General features: G+C 64.2%; 16 protein-coding genes. 3 read left to right on the forward strand and 13 right to left on the reverse strand.

Annotation, left to right across the window (positions count from 1 at the left end; genetic code table 11):
- Positions 1-61: 61 nt before the first annotated feature.
- From C1A35_RS33715 to C1A35_RS33760, 10 genes are all read right to left on the reverse strand, one after another.
- Positions 62-1,501: a M20 family metallopeptidase gene (locus C1A35_RS33715; RefSeq protein ID WP_104668580.1), complete on the reverse strand. Its 1,440-nt coding sequence runs from the start codon at positions 1,499-1,501 to the stop codon at positions 62-64.
- Between the two features lie 111 nt (positions 1,502-1,612).
- Positions 1,613-3,157, reverse strand: coding sequence for an ABC transporter substrate-binding protein (locus C1A35_RS33720; protein WP_104668581.1), 1,545 nt, complete (start codon positions 3,155-3,157; stop codon positions 1,613-1,615).
- A gap of 24 nt (positions 3,158-3,181) precedes the next feature.
- Entirely contained in the window at positions 3,182-4,039 is an 858-nt protein-coding gene (locus C1A35_RS33725) for a serine hydrolase (protein WP_104668582.1), read from the reverse strand.
- Position 4,040: 1 nt separating this feature from the next.
- A complete protein-coding gene (locus tag C1A35_RS33730) occupies positions 4,041-5,684 on the reverse strand; it encodes an ABC transporter ATP-binding protein (protein ID WP_104668583.1) in 1,644 nt (547 codons plus the stop codon).
- Positions 5,681-6,499, reverse strand: coding sequence for an ABC transporter permease (locus tag C1A35_RS33735; RefSeq protein ID WP_104668584.1), 819 nt, complete (start codon positions 6,497-6,499; stop codon positions 5,681-5,683). Before C1A35_RS33735 ends, C1A35_RS33730 begins: the two co-directional genes overlap by 4 nt.
- Positions 6,496-7,440 carry an ABC transporter permease gene (locus tag C1A35_RS33740; RefSeq protein WP_104668585.1) on the reverse strand — a complete coding sequence of 315 codons (945 nt, stop codon included), beginning with the start codon at positions 7,438-7,440 and terminating at the stop codon, positions 6,496-6,498. The genes C1A35_RS33735 and C1A35_RS33740 overlap by 4 nt, the downstream gene beginning before the upstream one ends.
- A 212-nt stretch (positions 7,441-7,652) precedes the next feature.
- Positions 7,653-8,771: an FAD-dependent oxidoreductase gene (locus C1A35_RS33745; RefSeq protein WP_104668586.1), complete on the reverse strand. Its 1,119-nt coding sequence runs from the start codon at positions 8,769-8,771 to the stop codon at positions 7,653-7,655.
- Positions 8,768-9,316 (reverse strand): GAF domain-containing protein, encoded by a 549-nt coding sequence (locus tag C1A35_RS33750; protein WP_104668600.1) that lies wholly within the window; start codon positions 9,314-9,316, stop codon positions 8,768-8,770. Before C1A35_RS33750 ends, C1A35_RS33745 begins: the two co-directional genes overlap by 4 nt.
- A 97-nt stretch (positions 9,317-9,413) precedes the next feature.
- The gene (locus C1A35_RS33755) at positions 9,414-10,316 is read right to left on the reverse strand and encodes a LysR family transcriptional regulator (protein WP_104668601.1); all 903 of its coding nucleotides are present in this window, start codon (positions 10,314-10,316) and stop codon (positions 9,414-9,416) included.
- Between the two features lie 159 nt (positions 10,317-10,475).
- Positions 10,476-10,862, reverse strand: a complete 387-nt coding sequence (locus C1A35_RS33760; protein WP_104668587.1) for a hypothetical protein — start codon at positions 10,860-10,862, stop codon at positions 10,476-10,478.
- A 396-nt stretch (positions 10,863-11,258) separates the two neighbouring features.
- Between C1A35_RS33760 and C1A35_RS33765 the strand changes: the two genes are divergently transcribed.
- A complete protein-coding gene (locus tag C1A35_RS33765; protein WP_104668588.1) occupies positions 11,259-12,476 on the forward strand; it encodes an SfnB family sulfur acquisition oxidoreductase in 1,218 nt (405 codons plus the stop codon).
- A gap of 79 nt (positions 12,477-12,555) precedes the next feature.
- Entirely contained in the window at positions 12,556-13,953 is a 1,398-nt protein-coding gene (locus tag C1A35_RS33770) for an LLM class flavin-dependent oxidoreductase (protein WP_104668589.1), read from the forward strand.
- A 79-nt stretch (positions 13,954-14,032) separates the two neighbouring features.
- On the opposite strand, the gene C1A35_RS33775 is transcribed toward C1A35_RS33770, so the two are convergent.
- From C1A35_RS33775 to C1A35_RS33785, 3 genes are all read right to left on the reverse strand, one after another.
- A complete protein-coding gene (locus C1A35_RS33775; RefSeq protein WP_104668590.1) occupies positions 14,033-15,259 on the reverse strand; it encodes an acyl-CoA dehydrogenase family protein in 1,227 nt (408 codons plus the stop codon).
- Positions 15,260-15,402: 143 nt separating this feature from the next.
- Entirely contained in the window at positions 15,403-15,978 is a 576-nt protein-coding gene (locus C1A35_RS33780) for a class I SAM-dependent methyltransferase (protein WP_104668591.1), read from the reverse strand.
- 57 nt (positions 15,979-16,035) lie between these two features.
- Positions 16,036-16,662, reverse strand: a complete 627-nt coding sequence (locus C1A35_RS33785) for a Crp/Fnr family transcriptional regulator (protein WP_104668592.1) — start codon at positions 16,660-16,662, stop codon at positions 16,036-16,038.
- A gap of 339 nt (positions 16,663-17,001) precedes the next feature.
- Between C1A35_RS33785 and C1A35_RS36195 the strand changes: the two genes are divergently transcribed.
- Positions 17,002-17,400, forward strand: coding sequence for a hypothetical protein (locus C1A35_RS36195; RefSeq protein ID WP_158665237.1), 399 nt, complete (start codon positions 17,002-17,004; stop codon positions 17,398-17,400).
- The last annotated feature ends 92 nt before the right edge of the window (positions 17,401-17,492 follow it).

Genomic DNA, 17,492 nt, shown 5'->3' on the forward strand with positions numbered 1-17,492 from the left:
CGTCAGAAAACGAAACGCCCGCGTCACTGCGCGGGCGTTAGGGACCATCAAAAAAATGAAGTCAGAGCTTGGGGCCGATGTGGTCCGGAATCGGGCACTGGTAGGGTTTGCCCTCGGTCTTTTCGCGCCACTCGGCCTTAGCCCGCGCAAGAAGATCAGGGTCGAGAATCAGGTCGAGACCGGTCGCGGCCAGCGATTTGGCCGCATGGGCGAAAGCCTTGTGGGCCGCCGGGCTCTTGCCCTGCGCCACCACCTGCCAGGTGTGCGGCGCGGTGCCGATCGCCCAGGCGGGCGCCCAGCATTGCGCCGTCGGGGTGATCCAGCTGACGTCGCCGACATCGGTCGAGCCGGCGCGGAAATGTGACTGGCCCTCGAAGTCGCGAAGGCCGAGATGCAGGCCAGTCGAACCGTCCATGCGGCTGTTGGCAAAGACGTCGCCCTTGATCTGGTAGAGCCGGATGCTGCTCGAAATCGCCTCCGGCGTGAGCGTCTTCTGGATCTCCTTGGCAAAGGCGATGTCCGCTTCGTCGAAGGGCACCGGGCCGAGCGCCACCATGTTTTCGTGGATCGCCGTTTCGAGCGTGATGTTGGGCAGAAGGTTGGTCGCGGCTCGGTCGAAGACGATCTCAACCTCGGTCTCCGTCATCATCGCCGCCCCCTTGGCGATCTTGTCGATACGGGCGGCGAGCGCCAAGGCCTCCGGCATCTGCGGCGCGCGCACCAGATAGAGCGCCTCGGCACGGGCCTGCACGACGTTTGCCGCCTTGCCGCCGGCATCGGTGATCGCATAGTGCACACGGCAATCCTGCGGCATGTGCTCCCGGAGGAAGTTGACGCCGACATTCATCAGTTCCAGCGCATCGAGCGCGCTACGACCGAGATGCGCTCCGTTCGACGCGTGCGCGGCAACGCCCTTGAAGCGGTAGTAGATTTCGAGAACGGCGAGATTGTTGGTCGAGCGCACGCCGTTGAAAGGTGCGGGATGCCAGGTGAGCGCCGTGTCGACATCGGCAAAGATCCCGGCGCGCGCCATGAACGTCTTGCCGGAGCCACCCTCTTCGCCCGGACAACCATAGTACCGAACAGTGCCCGGCAACTTGTTGTCCTTGAGGTAACGGGCAAGTGCTGCGGCGGCGAGCAGCGAGCCGGTGCCGAGCAGGTTGTGACCGCAGCCATGCCCCGTAGCACCTTCGATCTCCGCCCGCGCCTCCGCCACGCCGGCCACCTGGCTCAAGCCCGCGAGCGCATCGAATTCGCCGAGGAAGGCGATCACCGGACCGCCCTCGCCCGTCTCCCCGACGAAGGCGGTGTCGATGTCGGCCAGCCCGCGCGTCACGCCAAAGCCGTGCTTTTCCAGCATCGCGATCTGCGTCGCGACCGACTTTTCCTCGTGGAAGCTCAGTTCCGCATGCGCCCAGATGGTGTCGCTCATCGCGGCGAATTCGGGTTTCAGCGCTTCGATGGTGTCGACAAGGGCGGTCAGTGCGGCTGGCTTGGGCATGAATCTTCCTTTTGCGACGGCGAGCGCGATCGCATCGGTGTGTTTGTGAATGAAATGAGGAGGGCGGCTGATCCGCCGCCATCCCGTCGTTGATGAGCGACCGAAGCCGGATCAGTCGTCGAGCGTCACTTCCCAGAGGCGGGTGTTCGACTGCCAGACCGGCTGGCCGTGCAGTTTCTTGGTCGCGCCCCAGATGTCGACCATGTCGTACATGAAGATGCCGGGGACTTCGTCGAGCATCAGCTGATGGAACTCGTCGAAGATCGCCTGGCGCTTGGCCGGGTCGGCCTCGACATAGGCGGCCTTCATCAGTTCGACCGCCTTGGGGTTGTCCCACATCAAGGAGGCGTTCTTGTCCTTGTTGCCGACATAGAAGCTGTACATCAGCGCCGGATCGAGGCGCGGCGACACCGACTGCGAGATCACCTGGTAGTTGCCGGAGCGGCGGCGATCGACCTGGGTCGCATAGTCGAGCACTTCGATCTGCACGTTGAGGCCAACCTGCTGCATCATCGCCTGGGCGATGACGGCGGCAGGGAAGCTCGGCACGTTGCCGCGCTTGTTGGCGATGATGGTGATCGGTTCGCCATTGTAGCCGGCGTCAGTGAGGTTCTTCTTCGCCTTTTCCAGATCCATCGGAATCTTCTTCTTCTGGACGTCGGAGTAGAAGATCGAGTCGGCCGAGACCATCGAGGCGTTGGCCTCGCCTGTGCCGTTGGAGACGGCGGCGACGAGCTGGTCGAGGTCGAGCGCCTCGGCCATGGCGCGGCGGACCTTAACGTTGCTCAGGATCTTGTCGCGGGTCTGGAAGTAGAGCAGGTTCTTGCCGTTGTTGCGCTTGACGATGAGCTGCATCGTGTCGCTGTCCTTGAACTCGGCGATGAGATCGGCCGAGACTTCGGCGGTGTCGAGCGCGCCCGAAAGCAGGCCGGTCTTCACGGTCGAGGCGTCCGGGATCACCATGAACTTGATGCCGTCGACGAGCGGCCGCTTCGAACCGACCATGCCATCCGGCTTGCCGTCATTGGCGGGCGAAAGGTAGTCGGCGTTCTTTTCGAGCCGGACATACTCACCCTTCGTCCATTCGGCCCACTTGAACGGGCCGGTGCCGATGGGCGCGACATAGGCACCATCGGCGCCGACGGAATCCTTGGAGACGATGCCGGTGTAGCCGCATTCGGGGCGCGCCATCAGGCCAAGGAACACGGCCGACGGCTTCTCGATGCTCATGGTGACGGTCGAAGCATCGACCGCAGCGACGTTCGTCACCTTGATCGACTTGCTGCCGTCGAAATCGCCGGCGCAAGTCCACTTGGTCTCCGGCTTCATGTAGCGGTTCCAGCTCCAGACCACGTCGTCAGCGGTCAGCGCCTTGCCGTTGTGGAACTTCACGTCGTCGCGCAGCTTGAACGTATAGGTCAGGCCATCGGCGGAGGCCTCAAAGCTTTTCGCCAGCAGCGGCTTCACTTCGCCGTTTTCGGCATAGCCGACGAGACCTTCGACGATGTGGAAGATCACCGAGTCGGTGTTGCCGTCCCGGTTGACGCCGGGCTCATTGCTGCGGATGTCCGAGCTCTGGGCGACTGTCAGATCGCGGGCATGGCCGAGTGCGATCGCGCTCATCAGCATGGTGCCGGCAAGAAGTATGGTTTTCATGGGTTCCTCTCTCTTGTTGTTGGTTCAAAAGGCGCGCCAGCAGGCCTGCGAGAGCTTGCCGATGGTTTCGAGCGCGATGGTGTAGCCGGGCGTGCCGTCAGGCATCAGCGCGGGGACGCCGTCGGTAAAGGCGGCAATCGCATAGAGCGGCCTGCCGTCGCGATAGACGACGCCGGCATCCATGCGGCCGCGTTTGCCGCGACCACCCTTGCAGGCCGCCACCGTATCGAAGGGAAGGCGCGAGCGGATGCCGTAGCGCAGCACCTGGCTCTTCAGCGTCTTCAGGGCGAAGGCGGCGAGCTCGACGGAGATGCCGAGCCTCGCGGCCGCACCGACGTCGTCCTGCGCCGCCAGGATCAGTTCCAGCAGCATCACCTGGTCGGCGGCCGTCGTCGTCGTGACGTCGGCCAGCGAATGATCGGGCTTCAGCGCCAGCGGCGGGATCAGGAAGCGATGGTGGGTACCCACCATGCCGAGCGCCTTGCAGTAGCGATCGACCTCTTCGAGCGTCAGCCGTTCGAACACCATCTTGGTGCAGACATTGTCGCTCAGCACCATCATGCCGACGATGGCGTCGCGCAGCGAGATCACGATGCCGGGCGTCAGGTAGCGAAACATGCCGCTTGCCACTTCCTCAGCGAAACGCGCTTCGTAGGTGATGCGCTCGTCAAGATTAAGCCGCCCCTCGGCCACCGCCTTCAAGGCCGCCATCATGATCGAGGTCTTGCGGGTGCTCGCCGACGGTGTCTCCTCGCGCTCGCGGCGTCCGATCGTTTCCCCGGTCACGAGATTGCGCACCAGGAAGCGGGTGACGAAGGGCTCGGCATCGGCGATCGCATGGAGTTCGGCCGCGATCGCGGCTGCCTTGAGTTCGGTCGTCATGTCAGGCCTCCAGCCGCCATTTGAGGGTAACGCCGCCGGTCTGGTTGAGGTCGAGCGCCGGGATCGCCGAGAGCAGCTTGCGGGTATAGGCTTCCTTCGGCGCATCGAAGATAAGGTCGCGATCGCCCTCTTCGATGATGCGCCCGTCCTGCATGACGATGACGCGGTCGGCGACCTGCTCGACGACGCCGAGATCGTGGCTGATGAACAGGCACGAGAAGCCGTAGCGCTTCTGCAGGTTGGAGAAGAGCTCCAGCACCTGCGCGCGGACCGTGACGTCGAGCGCCGACACCGGCTCGTCGGCGATCAGGAATTTCGGCCGCCTTGCGATCGCACGGGCGATCGCCACGCGCTGGCGCTGGCCGCCCGAGAGCTCATGCGGATAACGATTGGCGAAATCTGCGCTGAGACCCACTTCCTCCAGCGTTTCAAGCGCACGACGGCGCTTGGCTGGCGTATCGAGATCCGGCACCAGTCGGAGCGCCTCCTCGACCAATGCCTGGATGGTCATGCGAGGATCAAGCGACGAATAGGGATCCTGGAACACCATCTGGCAGTTCAGGCGGTAGTCGCGCCAGTCGGCACTGCGCTCGCGTCCCTGGAACAGGATCTCGCCTTCCGTCTGCTGCACCAGGCCTGCAATCGTCCGGCCGAGCGTCGTCTTGCCGGAGCCGGAGCCGCCGACCAGCGCCACGACCTCGCCGACATGGATGTCGACGCTGACGCCGTGCAGCGCGCGCTTCGGCGCGTGTTTACGGAACAAGCCCTTGCGGCCGGGATATTCGACGACGATGTTGCGCGCCGACACCATCGGCGTGCGGGTCATGTCGAGTTCACGGGCGGTGCCGCGATAGGGCAGCGACGACAGCAGCTTGCGGGTGTAGGGATGCTGCGGCGCCTGGAGGATCTCTTCGGTCAGCCCCTGCTCGACGACGACGCCCTTTTCCATGACGACGAAGCGGTTGGTGTAGCGGGCAACCATCGGCAGGTCGTGGCTGATCAAGAGCACCGCCGTGCCTTCGGCCTGGGTCAATTCGACCATCAGTTCCATCACGTCGCGCTGGACGACGGCATCGAGCGCCGTCGTCGGCTCGTCGGCGATCAGCAGAGCCGGCTTGAGCAGCATGACCGAAGCCAGCATGATGCGCTGGCGCATGCCGCCGGAGAACTCGTGCGGGTACGCCGTCAGCGCCCGCTCCGGCTCGCGGATGCCGACACGCGTCAGCATCGACAGGATCGCGGCGCGACGCTCCTCGACCGACATCTTCGTGTGCAGGATCAGCCCTTCCTCGAGCTGCCGGCCGATGGTCATCGACGGGTTGAGCGAGGTCATCGGCTCCTGGAAGACGACGCCGACCTCGCCGCCGCGAAGCTGACGCAGGTCCCGGTCCTTCATGCCGAGCACATCCTTGCCCCGATAGAGGATCGTGCCGCCGACATGGCGGACGGCCGGCGGAATGAGGCCGATGATCGCCCGTGTCGCCAGCGTCTTGCCGGAGCCGCTCTCGCCGACGATGCCGACGATTTCGCCGGGAGCGATGTCGAAGCTGACGTTCTTCACCACCTGGTTGCCCGAGTGGGTGACGGCAAGCGAGAGACCCCCAACGCTCAGAAGAGGGGTGCTGAGAGGAGTTTTTCCGGTCATTTCAGGCCTCGCATGCGGGGGTCGAGCTTGTCGCGCAGCGCATCGCCCAGAAGGTTGATGCCAAGCAGAGTGAGCGCGATGCAGAGACCGGGGAAGAAACCGAGCCAGACGGCCTGTTCGATGAAGGGGCGGCCGGCGGCGAGCATGTTGCCCCAGGTCGGTGCCGGTGGCGGCACGCCAAGGCCGAGGAAGGATAGCGCGCTTTCCGAGAGGATCGCCCAGCCGAACATCGAGGTCGCAAGCACCGTGATCGGGGCGACGCAATTGGGCAGGATGTGGCGCAGCATCGTGTAGATCTCGCCATTGCCCATGACGCGCGAGGCCTCGATGAACTCGCGTTCCCGCAGCGACAGCACCGCGCCGCGCACCACACGCGCCATCGACGGCGTGTAGGCGATGCCAAGCGCGAAGATGATGCCGTACTGGTTGGCGCCGAAGACGGCGAGCAGTCCGAGCGCCAGAAGAATGCCGGGGAAGGCGAGCAGCGCGTTGTTGATCGCCATGATCACGCCATCGACCCAACCGCGGGCATAACCGCTGACAATGCCGATGAAGGTGCCGCAGACGACGGCGAAGGTGACGGTGAGGAACCCGATCCAGACGCTGGCGCGGGCGCCGACCATCAGGCGGCTCGCGACATCGCGGCCGAACTCGTCGGTGCCGAGCCAGTGCGCGACACCGGGTGCAGCAAGCCGTGCGGTAAAGCCGAGCGCCATCGGGTCATAGGGCGTCCAGACGAGGCCGATAAGGGCGACGAGAACAAGCAGCCCGATCAGGCCGCCGCCGATGACGCCGTTGAAAGTGAGCTTTCTCATTCTGCCACCACCCGCGGATCGAAGAGAGGATAGAGAAGGTCGACCACCAGGTTGACGACGACATAGGAGAAGGCGACGAGCAGCAGGCAGCCCTGAATGACCGGGTAGTCGCGCTGGAAGATCGCATCGACCATCAGCCGGCCGAGGCCAGGAATGGTGAAGACCGTCTCGATCACCGCGATGCCGCCGAGCAGATTGCCGAGGATCAGGCCGATCATCGTCCAGGTCGGGCCGAAGGCATTCTTGAAGGCATGCCGCCAGAGAACGGCACTTTCTGAGAGACCCTTGGCGCGGGCATGGGTGATGTAGTCGAGCCGGAGCACTTCGAGCGTGGAGGCGCGCGCCATGCGGATGATCACGCCCATCTCGTGGATGACAAGCGTCATGACCGGCAACACCATATAGAGCAGCCCGGCCTTCCAGTTCTCCGAGATCGGCACATAGCCGAGCACCGGCAGCCAGCCGAGCTTGAGACCGAAGGCGAGCAGAAGAAGAAGGCCGAGCCAGAAGGTCGGGATCGACAGAAGCACGGTCGCCGTGCCGACGAGCGCAAGGTCGGTCAGGCTGTTTTGCCGCCAGGCGGCGATGACGCCGGCCGGCACCGCAATGAGACTTGCGAGAAACACGGCGATGACGACGATCTCGGCGCTGACGAAGAAGCGGCTGACGACCAGATGCAGCACCGGCTCTCCGGTGACGATCGATGTGCCGAAATCCCCCGAGAGGATGTTGCCGGCCCAGATGACGAATTGCTCCGGGATGCTGCGGTCGAGACCGAGCTCCGTTCGCAACGCGGCGATCTGCTGCGGCTCGGCCATGTCGCCGAGCATCAGCGCGGCAGGGTCGCCGGGAATGAGGCGGATGAGCGTGAAGACGGCCACCGAGACGATGACAATCGTCGGTATCGCCATCACGAGGCGATTGAGAATGAACTTGATCATGGGTTCCCCGTACTGAGGCTGGGCGCACGCGCTAGCGCGATTCTCCTGCCCGTCGGCTTTTGTTATCGAAACTATGACCGAATGAAAAAAATCGCGCAATATTATGAGTAAACGTCATACATCTATGAAAGCGGCACGCAACTCCAACGCGGCCGGCGAGCACTGCGCGGCTGCTCTCTGGCGACGACCCTTCGCGATCGCGCTGGTGTCTGTCAGGTCAGATGAAGAAAATCGGCAAGCTCGCGGGCGGCGGCACCTCCCGCCCGGTTCGCACCGATGGTGGAAGCCGACGGCCCGTACCCGACGAGATGGATCCGCGGGTCTTTTGCCACCTGCGTCGCCAGCCGACCGGTCATCAGGATACCGCCGTCAACATTGCGCAACTGGAGCGGCGCCAGGTGATCGAGCGCGCTTCTGAAGCCGGTGCTCCAGAGAATGACGTCGACGGCCAGTTCGCGGCCGTCGGCCCAGCGCACGCCGTGTTCGGTCATTTCGGCAAACATCGGCTGGCGCTCAAGCACGCCGCGTGCGCGTGCGGCAATGATCGCAGGCGTCACCGGAATGCCGGTCACGGAGACAACCGAGCCCGGCGGCAGACCGCGGCGAACGCGATCCTCGACCATCGCCACGGCGGCGCGTCCAACGTCTGGTGTAAACGGCTCGTCGCGGAAGGCAGGCTCCTCCCGTGTTACCCAAGTGGTCGACGTCACCTTCGATATTTCATCGAGCAGCTGGATGGCGGAGATACCGCCCCCGACGACCAGCACATGCTGCCCCGCAAACTGCCCGGCCGCCTGATAATCCTTCGTGTGCAGCTGGCGTCCCTTGAAGCGTTCCGCGCCCGGATAGGGCGGAATATAGGGAGCCTCCCAGGTGCCGGTCGCGTTGATGATGCCGCGGGCGGCGTAGGCGCCGTCATCCGTCTCGACCCTGAAGCGTTCACCCCGCTCGCACACGACTTTGACAGCCACCGGCCGGCGGACCGGGAGGTCGAACGCCTTCTCATAGGCGCCGTAATATTGCGGCACCGCGACAGCCGCATGGACCTCGCCCTTGCTGGTATCGACCGCTTCGGAAAATTTCATGCCGGGAAGATCATGAATTCCGTTGACGGTATTCAAGGTCAGCGACGGCCAGCGAAACTGCCAGGCCCCGCCCGGCTGCGGCGACTGATCGACGACAACATATTGCCTGTGAGGCGTCAGCCCGAGCCGAGCCAGATGGTAGGCGGAGGACAATCCCGCCTGCCCGGCACCGATGACGACGACATCGATCTTGCGCGCCACGCGCGCGTGCGTTTCGACAGCGACGGGCGAAGCGGCATCCGTCATCGTGCGGCCCGAAGCGAGAGCCGGCCAATCCTTGCCAGATCATCCACGGCGGCGGCTTGCGCGATCGCCGCAGCGAAGATCGCCGCGAGCTTTTCGATACCGATCCGGTCGTCGTGGTCGAAGCGCGCAGGCTCCGGGCTGTCGAGATCGATGACGCCGATCACCCGCCCGTCACGCCGGATCGGAACGACGAGTTCCGAGCGCGAGGCCGCATCGCAGGCGATGTGACCCGGAAAGGCATGGACGTCTTCCACGAGGATCGATCGGTCTTCCTTGACGGCCGTGCCGCAGACGCCACGGCCGACGGCGATGCGCACACAGGCAGGCTTGCCCTGGAACGGCCCGAGCACGAGTTCGTCGTCGGTTTCGAGGAAATAGAACCCCGCCCAATTGAGGCTCGGCATGGTCTGGAACATCAGCGCCGACATATTGGCCGCGTTGGCGATCAGGCCCGTCTCGCCCTGAAGCAGCGCGTCGAGCTGCTGGGCGAGTTCCGCGTAGAAAACGCCCTTGTCGCCTGCGTCGATCGCGGCTGCCTGAAACATGATCTCATTCACTCTTCTGTTCGTTTCGTCCGAAGACGTAGTGTCGCTCCGGCCATATTGCCAATGGCGCCATGCCCGCAGCCGACAGGCCATCGTCTCACGGCTGCTGCGAAGCGGCGACCTGCCGCTTCAGGCAGTCGATCATCGCCTGCGCCGCAAGCGACAGGGGGACGCCTGCCGCGGTGGCGACGCCGAAATCCTGGGTGAGATGCGGCGAAAAAGGACGAATCTCGATCGGCAGGTGGCGATGCAGGTTGGCAAAGAAACTGCTGATGATCGCGACCCCGAGGCCATAGGCCGCATAGGCGCAGGCCGAGCTGTTGCTGTGGGTCTCGATCTTGACCTTCTGCGGCACGCCAGCCTTGCGGAAGATCTCGTCGAGCATCACCCGCGTCGGTCGGCGGCGGCCGATCAGGATCAAGGGCACGCCGCGCAACTCCTTGGGCGTCACGGTTTCGTGCGCCGAAAGCGCATGCCCCTTTTCCATGACGCAGACGCTGACGCCGGTCGCGACCGGCTGCATTTCGAGGCCAGCACTCAGTTGCCCCTCGTAACGCAGGAAGCCGAAATCGATGACGCGCTGCTCGACCAGCCGGGCGATCGCGACCGTCGTGTCGAAAAACGTCTCGACCCGTACACCGGGAAAATCCCGGGCGTAGTCGGCGAGCATCGCCGGGGCGAAGGTTTCGGACATGCTGTTCGGCAGGCCGATGCGCACGACCTCAGGCCCGACGGCACCGCTGCGCAGATCCTGCGCCAGATTGGTGAAGCGGTCGATGCCGAGCAGAATGTGCTCTGCATCCTCGGCGAGCTTCACCGCCTCGGGCGTCGCAATCAGCCGGCCCTTGTCGCGGGCAAAAAGCGTCAGCGACAACTCCTCTTCGAGTTGCTGCAAAAGCCGGCTGACGCCGGACTGGCTGAGCCCCATGGTCTTGGCGGCAGCGATCGTCGACCCTGTCGCCAACAGCGTGCGCAGCACTTCCAATTGTCGAAAATTCACGCCGCCCCCGGTCCGCTCGAACATCCGCTTGCTCTCTCCCCCCGTGTTTACGGGAAGGCGCACCGGCAAGGAAGGGCTATGGAACCGGGCGCAACGAATTAGCCTGTGGCCCGCCCGCGGATGAGGAGCGCGCGAGCGCGCTCCTCTTGGCACTATCGATCAGGCGCCGGCATGCAGCGGATGATTGAAGCGCTCGGCAAAGACCTCGATCGAGCCGCTGCCGAAGCTGCGCAGCTGTCGCCGCGTCAGCACAGACATGACACGCGCCGCCGTCGAGACGGTCATGGCGTCGAGCGGTCCTTCACCGCTCCAGGGCTTGTTCAGCCTGTCCGTGACGATGCCGATGAGGTTTGCCGGCATGATGTCGGTGCAAGGTTTCATCCAGTCGAAGACCTCGCTGATCGGAATGCGCTTGCCTTCGAACGCAACGATGGGCTCGGGCATGTTGGCGCCCCAGTCATCATAGGCCTCCAGAGCATCACGAAACAGGTTCTGCAGCGTGATGGAGGCGTGCCCTTCATGGAGAGCAGGCAGGAAATTCGTCATTTGTGTCTCCTTCAGTGGTTAAGGCCGGGAAACGCGAATGGCCAATTCTGTCAGCATGTATTTGTGTTCGTGCCGGGTGGCCGATACTCTCAGGCCACGCGACGGGTCAAACTGCAGGCGATGAGGCAAATGCACAAATCGGGTGATGGTTCCCTGAGCCGCAGTCAATTTTGGCGGGAAATCGGCAGGCATACACGCCGCCTACCGTCACCGGGATCTTGTTTCCCGGCCTTCCCCCGAATCGATTTTACCCATCCAGCCCCGAAGGTAAACACCAAGTCGCCCTCGCGGCCGAAACGAAATACTCAATTCGATAATTTCTATAGAATATACTATCTTACCCGATCAGGCCAGATAATTCACTGATATGCACCTCAATCGACAGGGAGCAGTCACATGGGAACGATCTCGCGGCTTTCCGAGAAAACAAGGGCCCCGGCGCACCGGATCGAAAGCGAGGAAGAGGCGCTGTCGATCGCACGCGAGCTGGCGGCGGAATTTGCAGGGAGTGCCAACGAGCGGGACACGGATCGCATTCTGCCCTTCGACGAGCTCGATGCGCTGGCCCAGTCCGGCCTGCTCGCGATCACCGTGCCGCCGGAATATGACGGCATCGACGTCTCCAATGCCGTTCTCGCCGAGATCACCGCCATCCTTTCGGAAGCAGACTCCTCGATCGGCCAGATCCCGCAGAACCATTTCTACATTCTGGAAGCCCTGCGCAACGATGGCACCGAGGAGCAGAAGGCCTTCTTCTTCGGCCGGGCGCTCGCCGGCGACCGCTTCGGCAACGCCCTTTCCGAGCGCGGCACGAAGACCGTCGGCGACTATGAAACGCGGCTTAGCCCCGACGGCCCCGGATTCCGGCTGAACGGGCGCAAGTATTATTCGACCGGCGTGCTCTTTGCCGAATGGATCGTCGTCTTCGCCCTCGATCCCAACGACAAGCTGACGATGGCCTTCGTACCGCGCGGCGTTGAAGGGTTGCAGATCATCGACGACTGGGACGGCTTCGGCCAGCGCACGACCGGCAGCGGCACGACCGTGCTGCAGAATGTCTATGTCGCCGCCGACGCGGTGGTGCGCCATCACCGCGGTTTCGAACGGCCGACGACGATCGGCTCCGTCGGCCAGATCATCCATGCCGGCATCGACCTCGGGATTGCCCGGGCGGCTTTTGCCGAGATGCTGGATTTCGTGCGCAACCACGCCCGTCCCTGGATGGACAGCGGCGCAGAAAGGGCGGCCGACGATCCCCTGACCATCGCCCGCATCGGCCAGCTCGCCATCCGCCTGGAGGCGGCAACCGCAACCGTCGAGCGCGCCGGCAAGAAGGTCGACGTCGCCCAGATCAACGGCACCGAGGAAAGCGTGATCGAGGCGACGCTTGCCGTTGCCGCGGCCAAGGTCCTGACGACCGAGATCGCCCTGGACGCGAGCAACACGCTCTTCGAACTCGCCGGCACCGCATCGACGAAGATCGGCCTCAACCTCGACCGCCACTGGCGCAATGCCCGCACCCACACGCTGCACGACCCGGTGCGCTGGAAGCATCACGTCGTCGGCAACTACCACCTGAACGGCATCAAGCCGCCGAAGAACGGCGCACTCTGAGCCCAACGACCGCGCGCGATCGGCCCGAGGCGCGACCGGCGCTTCGGGCAACGCCCAACCTTGCCCGAAGGAGAGCCCCATGAGCCGCGAAATCCGGCTGAACGCCTTTGACATGAACTGCGTCGGCCACCAATCGCCGGGGCTTTGGACCCACCCGCGCGACCAGTCCTTTCGCTACAAGGATCTCGACTACTGGGTGCATCTGGCAAAGACCCTCGAGCGCGGCAAGTTCGATGGCCTGTTCATCGCCGACGTGCTCGGCGTCTATGACGTGCTGAACGGCAATGTCGACGCAGCCCTTCGGCATTCGGCCCAGGTGCCGGTCAACGACCCGCTGCAGCTGGTGCCGACCATGGCTCACGAGACCGAACATCTCGGCTTCGGGCTGACGGCATCGCTCTCCTTCGAACACCCTTACACCTTCGCCCGTCGCCTCTCGACACTCGACCACCTGACCCGCGGCCGAGTCGGCTGGAACATCGTCACCTCCTACCTCAACAGCGGCGCGCTCAACGTCGGCCAGGCGCAGCAGGCGCGCCACGACGACCGCTATGACCTCGCCGAGGAATATCTGGAGGTCTGCTACAAGCTCTGGGAAGGAAGCTGGGAGGACGGCGCGGTCGTCCGCGACCGGGCGACCGGCATCTTCACCCATCCCGACAAGGTGCACCCGATCAACCATCATGGCCGCCACTTCACCGTTCCCGGCATTCACCTCAGCGAACCGTCGCCGCAGCGCACGCCGGTGCTCTACCAGGCCGGGTCCTCGAGCCGGGGCAAGGACTTTGCCGGTGCCCACGCCGAATGCATCTTCGTCGCCGCACCGTCGAAGACGGTGCTCAAGCGCTATGTCGCCAATGTCCGCGAGGCGGCAGCGCGCGCCGGCCGCAACCCGCGCGAAATCCTCGCCTTCAACCTGCAGACGGTGATCCTCGGCGAAACCGACGCGGAGGCGAAGAAGAAGTTCGACGAGTACCGCAGCCACGTCTCCTACGAGGGTGCCTTGGCGCTGATTTCCGGCTGGACGGGCATCGATTTCGGGCAGTTCGCGCCGGACGAGCCGCTGCGCCACCGCTACACCAATGCGGTGCAATCGGCGGTCGAGACCTTCACGACCATCGACCCGGACCGGGTGTGGACCGTGCGCGAGATGGCCGACTGGGTGGGCATCGGCGGCTTCGGTCCGGTCTTCGTCGGCTCGCCCGCAACGGTCGCCGATCTGCTGCAGGAATGGGTCGAGGACACCGATGTCGACGGCTTCAATCTCGCCTATGCGGTCACGCCCGAGAGCTTCGAGGACACGGTTGACCTGCTGGTGCCGGAACTGCAGAGGCGCGGCGTCTACAAGACCGACTATCGGACGGGAACGCTCCGGGAAAAACTCTTCGGCGCGGGCCCGAGGCTTGCAGCACCGCACCCGGGCGCGGGCTACCGCGACCTCGCCGCGCAGCGGCATGCGATCGCGGCCTCCGCCTGAACGAAGACATCAAAGAAACGCCGCCGGAACTTTTGTTCAGGCGGCGTTTTTCTAGGCACAGGCACCCTATGCGTCAGTTTCAGCTGTAGAGGCTTACCGGCGGGATGCGCCCGTTGAGCGCGAAGTCGCCGACCTCGCGGGCTTTGTAGGCGACCGGATCGTGCAGCGTGTGGGTGCGGACATTGCGCCAGTAGCGGTCGAAGCGATAGTGCCCGGCCGTGGCGCGCGCGCCCATCAATTCGAACACCCTTGCCGTCACGTCGAGCGCTACATGGGTCGAATGAACCTTGGCCGCATAGGCCTCGATCGCCGCCGCGCCCCGCGCCTCGGCCGTGACAGAACTGCCCTTTGACAAGGCCGCTTCAACTGCTACGGCTGCCGCATCGGCGAGCGCGACCGACGCCTTCAGCTTTGCCTGGAGCTCACCGATCGCTTCGAGAATATAGGGGTCGTCGCCGGCGCGTTCGACGCCCGATGTCACCCAGGGGCGCGTCGTTTGGCGGACGTAATCGAGCGCCGACGCGAGCGCCCCTTCGGCCGTGCCGAGATAGAAGTTGACGAAGACGAGCTGGATCAGCGGCGTGTTGAAGGTCGCCTGCACCGGTGGCGGATCCAAGGGATCGGCAAGCGGCTGGATGAAGTCGCGCCCATAGACCGGAAAGTCGCGGAACTCGACGCTGCCGCTGTCCGACAGCCGCTGGCCGATATTGTCCCAGTCGTCGTTGACGACATAGCCGGGGCGGTCGGTGGGCACGACGAAATTGGCGATCTTGCCGTCGAGCGTGGCATTGACGTTGATGCGGTCGGAGACATGTGCCCCGGTCGAAAACGTCTTGCGGCCGTTGAGCACATAGTGACCGCCGCGCCGCTCCAGCGTCAGGCCGGGATCGCGCGGATTGACGGCTGCACCCCAGTAGAGCTGCCGTTCGACGGTCTCGGCGCCCAGCACCCAGGCCTGTCGGGGATCGGCCGCGGCCCAATAGATGTACTGGCTGTTGACGTAGTGGTAACCCAGCAATTGCCCGATCGAGCTTTCGCCGCGCGCGAGAATGCGCACCAGCCGCAGCCCGTCGACCCAGCTCAAACCGGCCCCGCCGATCTCCGGCGAATGCAGCGCCGCCAGGAGGCCGGCCTGGCGGAGCGCCTCGATCTCCTGGCGCGGCGGCGCCCCCACCCGGTCAAGCTCGGCGCCCCGCCGGGCAAGATCGTTTGACAACGCCTCGGCGCGGGCAAACAGATCCCGGCGCCTTTCGTCGTGCTCGGCATTCACCGGCGCCGGTTCCCTGAGAAAGTGTACGTTGCTCATCCGCCTCTCCTTGGTTGAAGCGAGATAATGAACTTATTCTATAGACAATAACAGCAAATGGGTTCCGACTTCGACGGAAGGCCGAGAAAGTCCTACCCGCCCAGCCGACGTCCCACCCCGCCAAGGCAACGAGGCCATCCAGCTCAGGCGCGGCCGCGTGAAATGCGATAGACGCTGGCAGGCGGCAGATTGAGCGGCACCCAGCACCGGAAGGAGGCCTTGAGACCAAGCTCACCCAGAACCTGGGGCGAGATCGGGCATCGCGGTCCATAGGTGAACTGGAACAGGCTTCCGTCTTCGGCGAGGTGATGAAAGACCGAGGCTAGGATGGCCCGCACCGATTGCACCGGCATGGAGAGCAGTGGCAGGCCGCTGATCGCCGCCCCGACCGGCTTCACCGCCGGCAAAGCCAGGTGCTGTGCGTCGCCCTCGATCAGGGTCGCGCTTGGAAAGCGCTCACGCAACAGCGTCGCGAAGGTCGGATTGCGCTCCACCAGGATGAGATTGTCCTCGTAGACGCCGTTTCGCAGCAGCGCCCGCGTGAAGGCCCCGGTGCCGGGCCCAAGTTCGAGCACATTGCCTGAGAGTGGACCGATCTCCGTGGTCATGGCGACCGCCAGCCGCCGGCTCGAAGGCGCGATGGCGGCAACCTCCAGCGGTCTCGCCGCCCAGGACCTGAGGAAGAGCAGGAAATCCGATGCCGTTTTCTGTGTGGTCAAGATGAGCCTCCGTTCTGACAACGGTGGCCGGTATCGCGCCTTGTCGGATGCCGCGCATTAACCCGGGTTAAGCCTGGCCGTCGCCTCGGTCCGCACACGCTTGGCGATGCGGCTGAGGCCAACCGGCGTGATGCCGAGATAGCCGGCGAGATCCTTCTGCGGCAGGCGCGCGACCACCTCCGGTTCCTCGACGAGCAGCGCGCGATAGCGCTCCTCGGGGTTCAAGGTCAGGAACTGGCGCTCGCGCCGCTCCTTGCGCTCGGCAAGCATCATCAGCGCGCCCCGGATCATGCGCGACCAGCCAAGATCGTTGTCGGCCAGCGCCTGCAGCGTAACGAACGGAATTCTCTCGAGGCGGCCGCCCTCGACCGCTACCGCCGAAAAGCTCGCACGCCCGGCGGGCACCAGGGCAGACAGGCTTGCGAAGAACCGCCCCTCGATGGCGAAGGACTTGATCCATTCCTCGCCGTCGGCGCGAAGATAAGTGAGCTTCACCAGGCCGCTCTCGATGACGTAGACATAGGGATGCGGCTCGTCCTGGTGAAAGACGGTTTCGCCCGCCTTCACGCTGCGGATTTGGATCGCCTCGGCCAGGCGTTCCGCCTGCGCCAGCGAATGCCCGGCGATGCGCTCGAACAGCGAAATCCCAGCACCCTGCCCGCGCTTGACCTCGGTTAATGCCATCCCCGTCCTCCCGTCGCTGGCTCGACTGCGCAACAACGGGAATAGACCACATGGCACGCTGCGTCGTCACCGGGGCAAGTTCCGGCATAGGCAAGGAAATGGCGCTGCAAGGGCCCGGACTTCAGAGCCAGTCAGATTGATCGTCAATCCGATCCACCAAATGTCGGGACTGAACACCGAGTGGACAAGGCGCGGGCCGCGAAAGGGCGCTGGGCGCTGCCCAATCCGGCCGCAGGCATGAATGCCTGTTTCTATAGAGTGGCGGTTTCGGCTGGAAAGCGCTGGACGCGGACATCGAGGTCGTCAGAGAATGGGCATGTTCTCATCCAGGGGCTGAATATGGCTGACAATTCACGGCTGCTCAGAGTCGCCGTAGACGATAACATTGCTTGGTGCAGCAGGGTGTGTTCCGCGCATGGGTCGAATGAGATGAGGTCTGCAGGTGCCTGGGCGAATTTGGCCGTCTCGCCAAGCTTTTACCCGAACATAATAACAAGCGGATACGGCGTACGGGATGAGATCGAGAAGCTCGTGCCCAAAGTCCGTCTTTCGAACCAGGCGCGACGATGGGGAATCAAAGACAGCTTCGCCGACTTGGATTTGGCTGAGCAGGGGTTTGAACCGATCGTCACCGGAAGTTGGTACGGCGCGGTGGTTTCGAGCGGCCCATCGTCGGTCGGCTGGAAGGCCGTTGCTTCTCCTGCAGAGTTGGAGATCGCGTCCCGTGAGGTGGTGTAGCAGACGGCATTGGTCGCCGTGCTCTCCGGCATGGACCGGGATGATCAGCGCGCCACGGCTGGCAGGCTGATGAGCGGATCATCGCTCATCTG

The organism is Ensifer adhaerens (assembly GCF_002940685.1).
GTDB lineage: Bacteria > Pseudomonadota > Alphaproteobacteria > Rhizobiales > Rhizobiaceae > Ensifer > Ensifer adhaerens_E.

What these genes read in the sequence shown, in the direction of transcription:
- C1A35_RS33715 (WP_104668580.1), bottom strand. Translation starts at nt 1,501, where the DNA reads ATGCCCAAGCCAGCCGCACTGACCGCCCTTGTCGACACCATCGAAGCG.
- C1A35_RS33740 (WP_104668585.1), bottom strand. Translation starts at nt 7,440, where the DNA reads ATGATCAAGTTCATTCTCAATCGCCTCGTGATGGCGATACCGACGATT.
- C1A35_RS33760 (WP_104668587.1), bottom strand. Translation starts at nt 10,862, where the DNA reads ATGACGAATTTCCTGCCTGCTCTCCATGAAGGGCACGCCTCCATCACG.
- C1A35_RS33750 (WP_104668600.1), bottom strand. Translation starts at nt 9,316, where the DNA reads ATGTTTCAGGCAGCCGCGATCGACGCAGGCGACAAGGGCGTTTTCTAC.
- C1A35_RS33725 (WP_104668582.1), bottom strand. Translation starts at nt 4,039, where the DNA reads ATGACGACCGAACTCAAGGCAGCCGCGATCGCGGCCGAACTCCATGCG.
- C1A35_RS33735 (WP_104668584.1), bottom strand. Translation starts at nt 6,499, where the DNA reads ATGAGAAAGCTCACTTTCAACGGCGTCATCGGCGGCGGCCTGATCGGG.
- C1A35_RS33775 (WP_104668590.1), bottom strand. Translation starts at nt 15,259, where the DNA reads ATGAGCAACGTACACTTTCTCAGGGAACCGGCGCCGGTGAATGCCGAG.
- C1A35_RS33730 (WP_104668583.1), bottom strand. Translation starts at nt 5,684, where the DNA reads ATGACCGGAAAAACTCCTCTCAGCACCCCTCTTCTGAGCGTTGGGGGT.
- C1A35_RS33770 (WP_104668589.1), top strand. Translation starts at nt 12,556, where the DNA reads ATGAGCCGCGAAATCCGGCTGAACGCCTTTGACATGAACTGCGTCGGC.
- C1A35_RS33765 (WP_104668588.1), top strand. Translation starts at nt 11,259, where the DNA reads ATGGGAACGATCTCGCGGCTTTCCGAGAAAACAAGGGCCCCGGCGCAC.
- C1A35_RS33785 (WP_104668592.1), bottom strand. Translation starts at nt 16,662, where the DNA reads ATGGCATTAACCGAGGTCAAGCGCGGGCAGGGTGCTGGGATTTCGCTG.
- C1A35_RS36195 (WP_158665237.1), top strand. Translation starts at nt 17,002, where the DNA reads ATGGCTGACAATTCACGGCTGCTCAGAGTCGCCGTAGACGATAACATT.
- C1A35_RS33720 (WP_104668581.1), bottom strand. Translation starts at nt 3,157, where the DNA reads ATGAAAACCATACTTCTTGCCGGCACCATGCTGATGAGCGCGATCGCA.
- C1A35_RS33745 (WP_104668586.1), bottom strand. Translation starts at nt 8,771, where the DNA reads ATGACGGATGCCGCTTCGCCCGTCGCTGTCGAAACGCACGCGCGCGTG.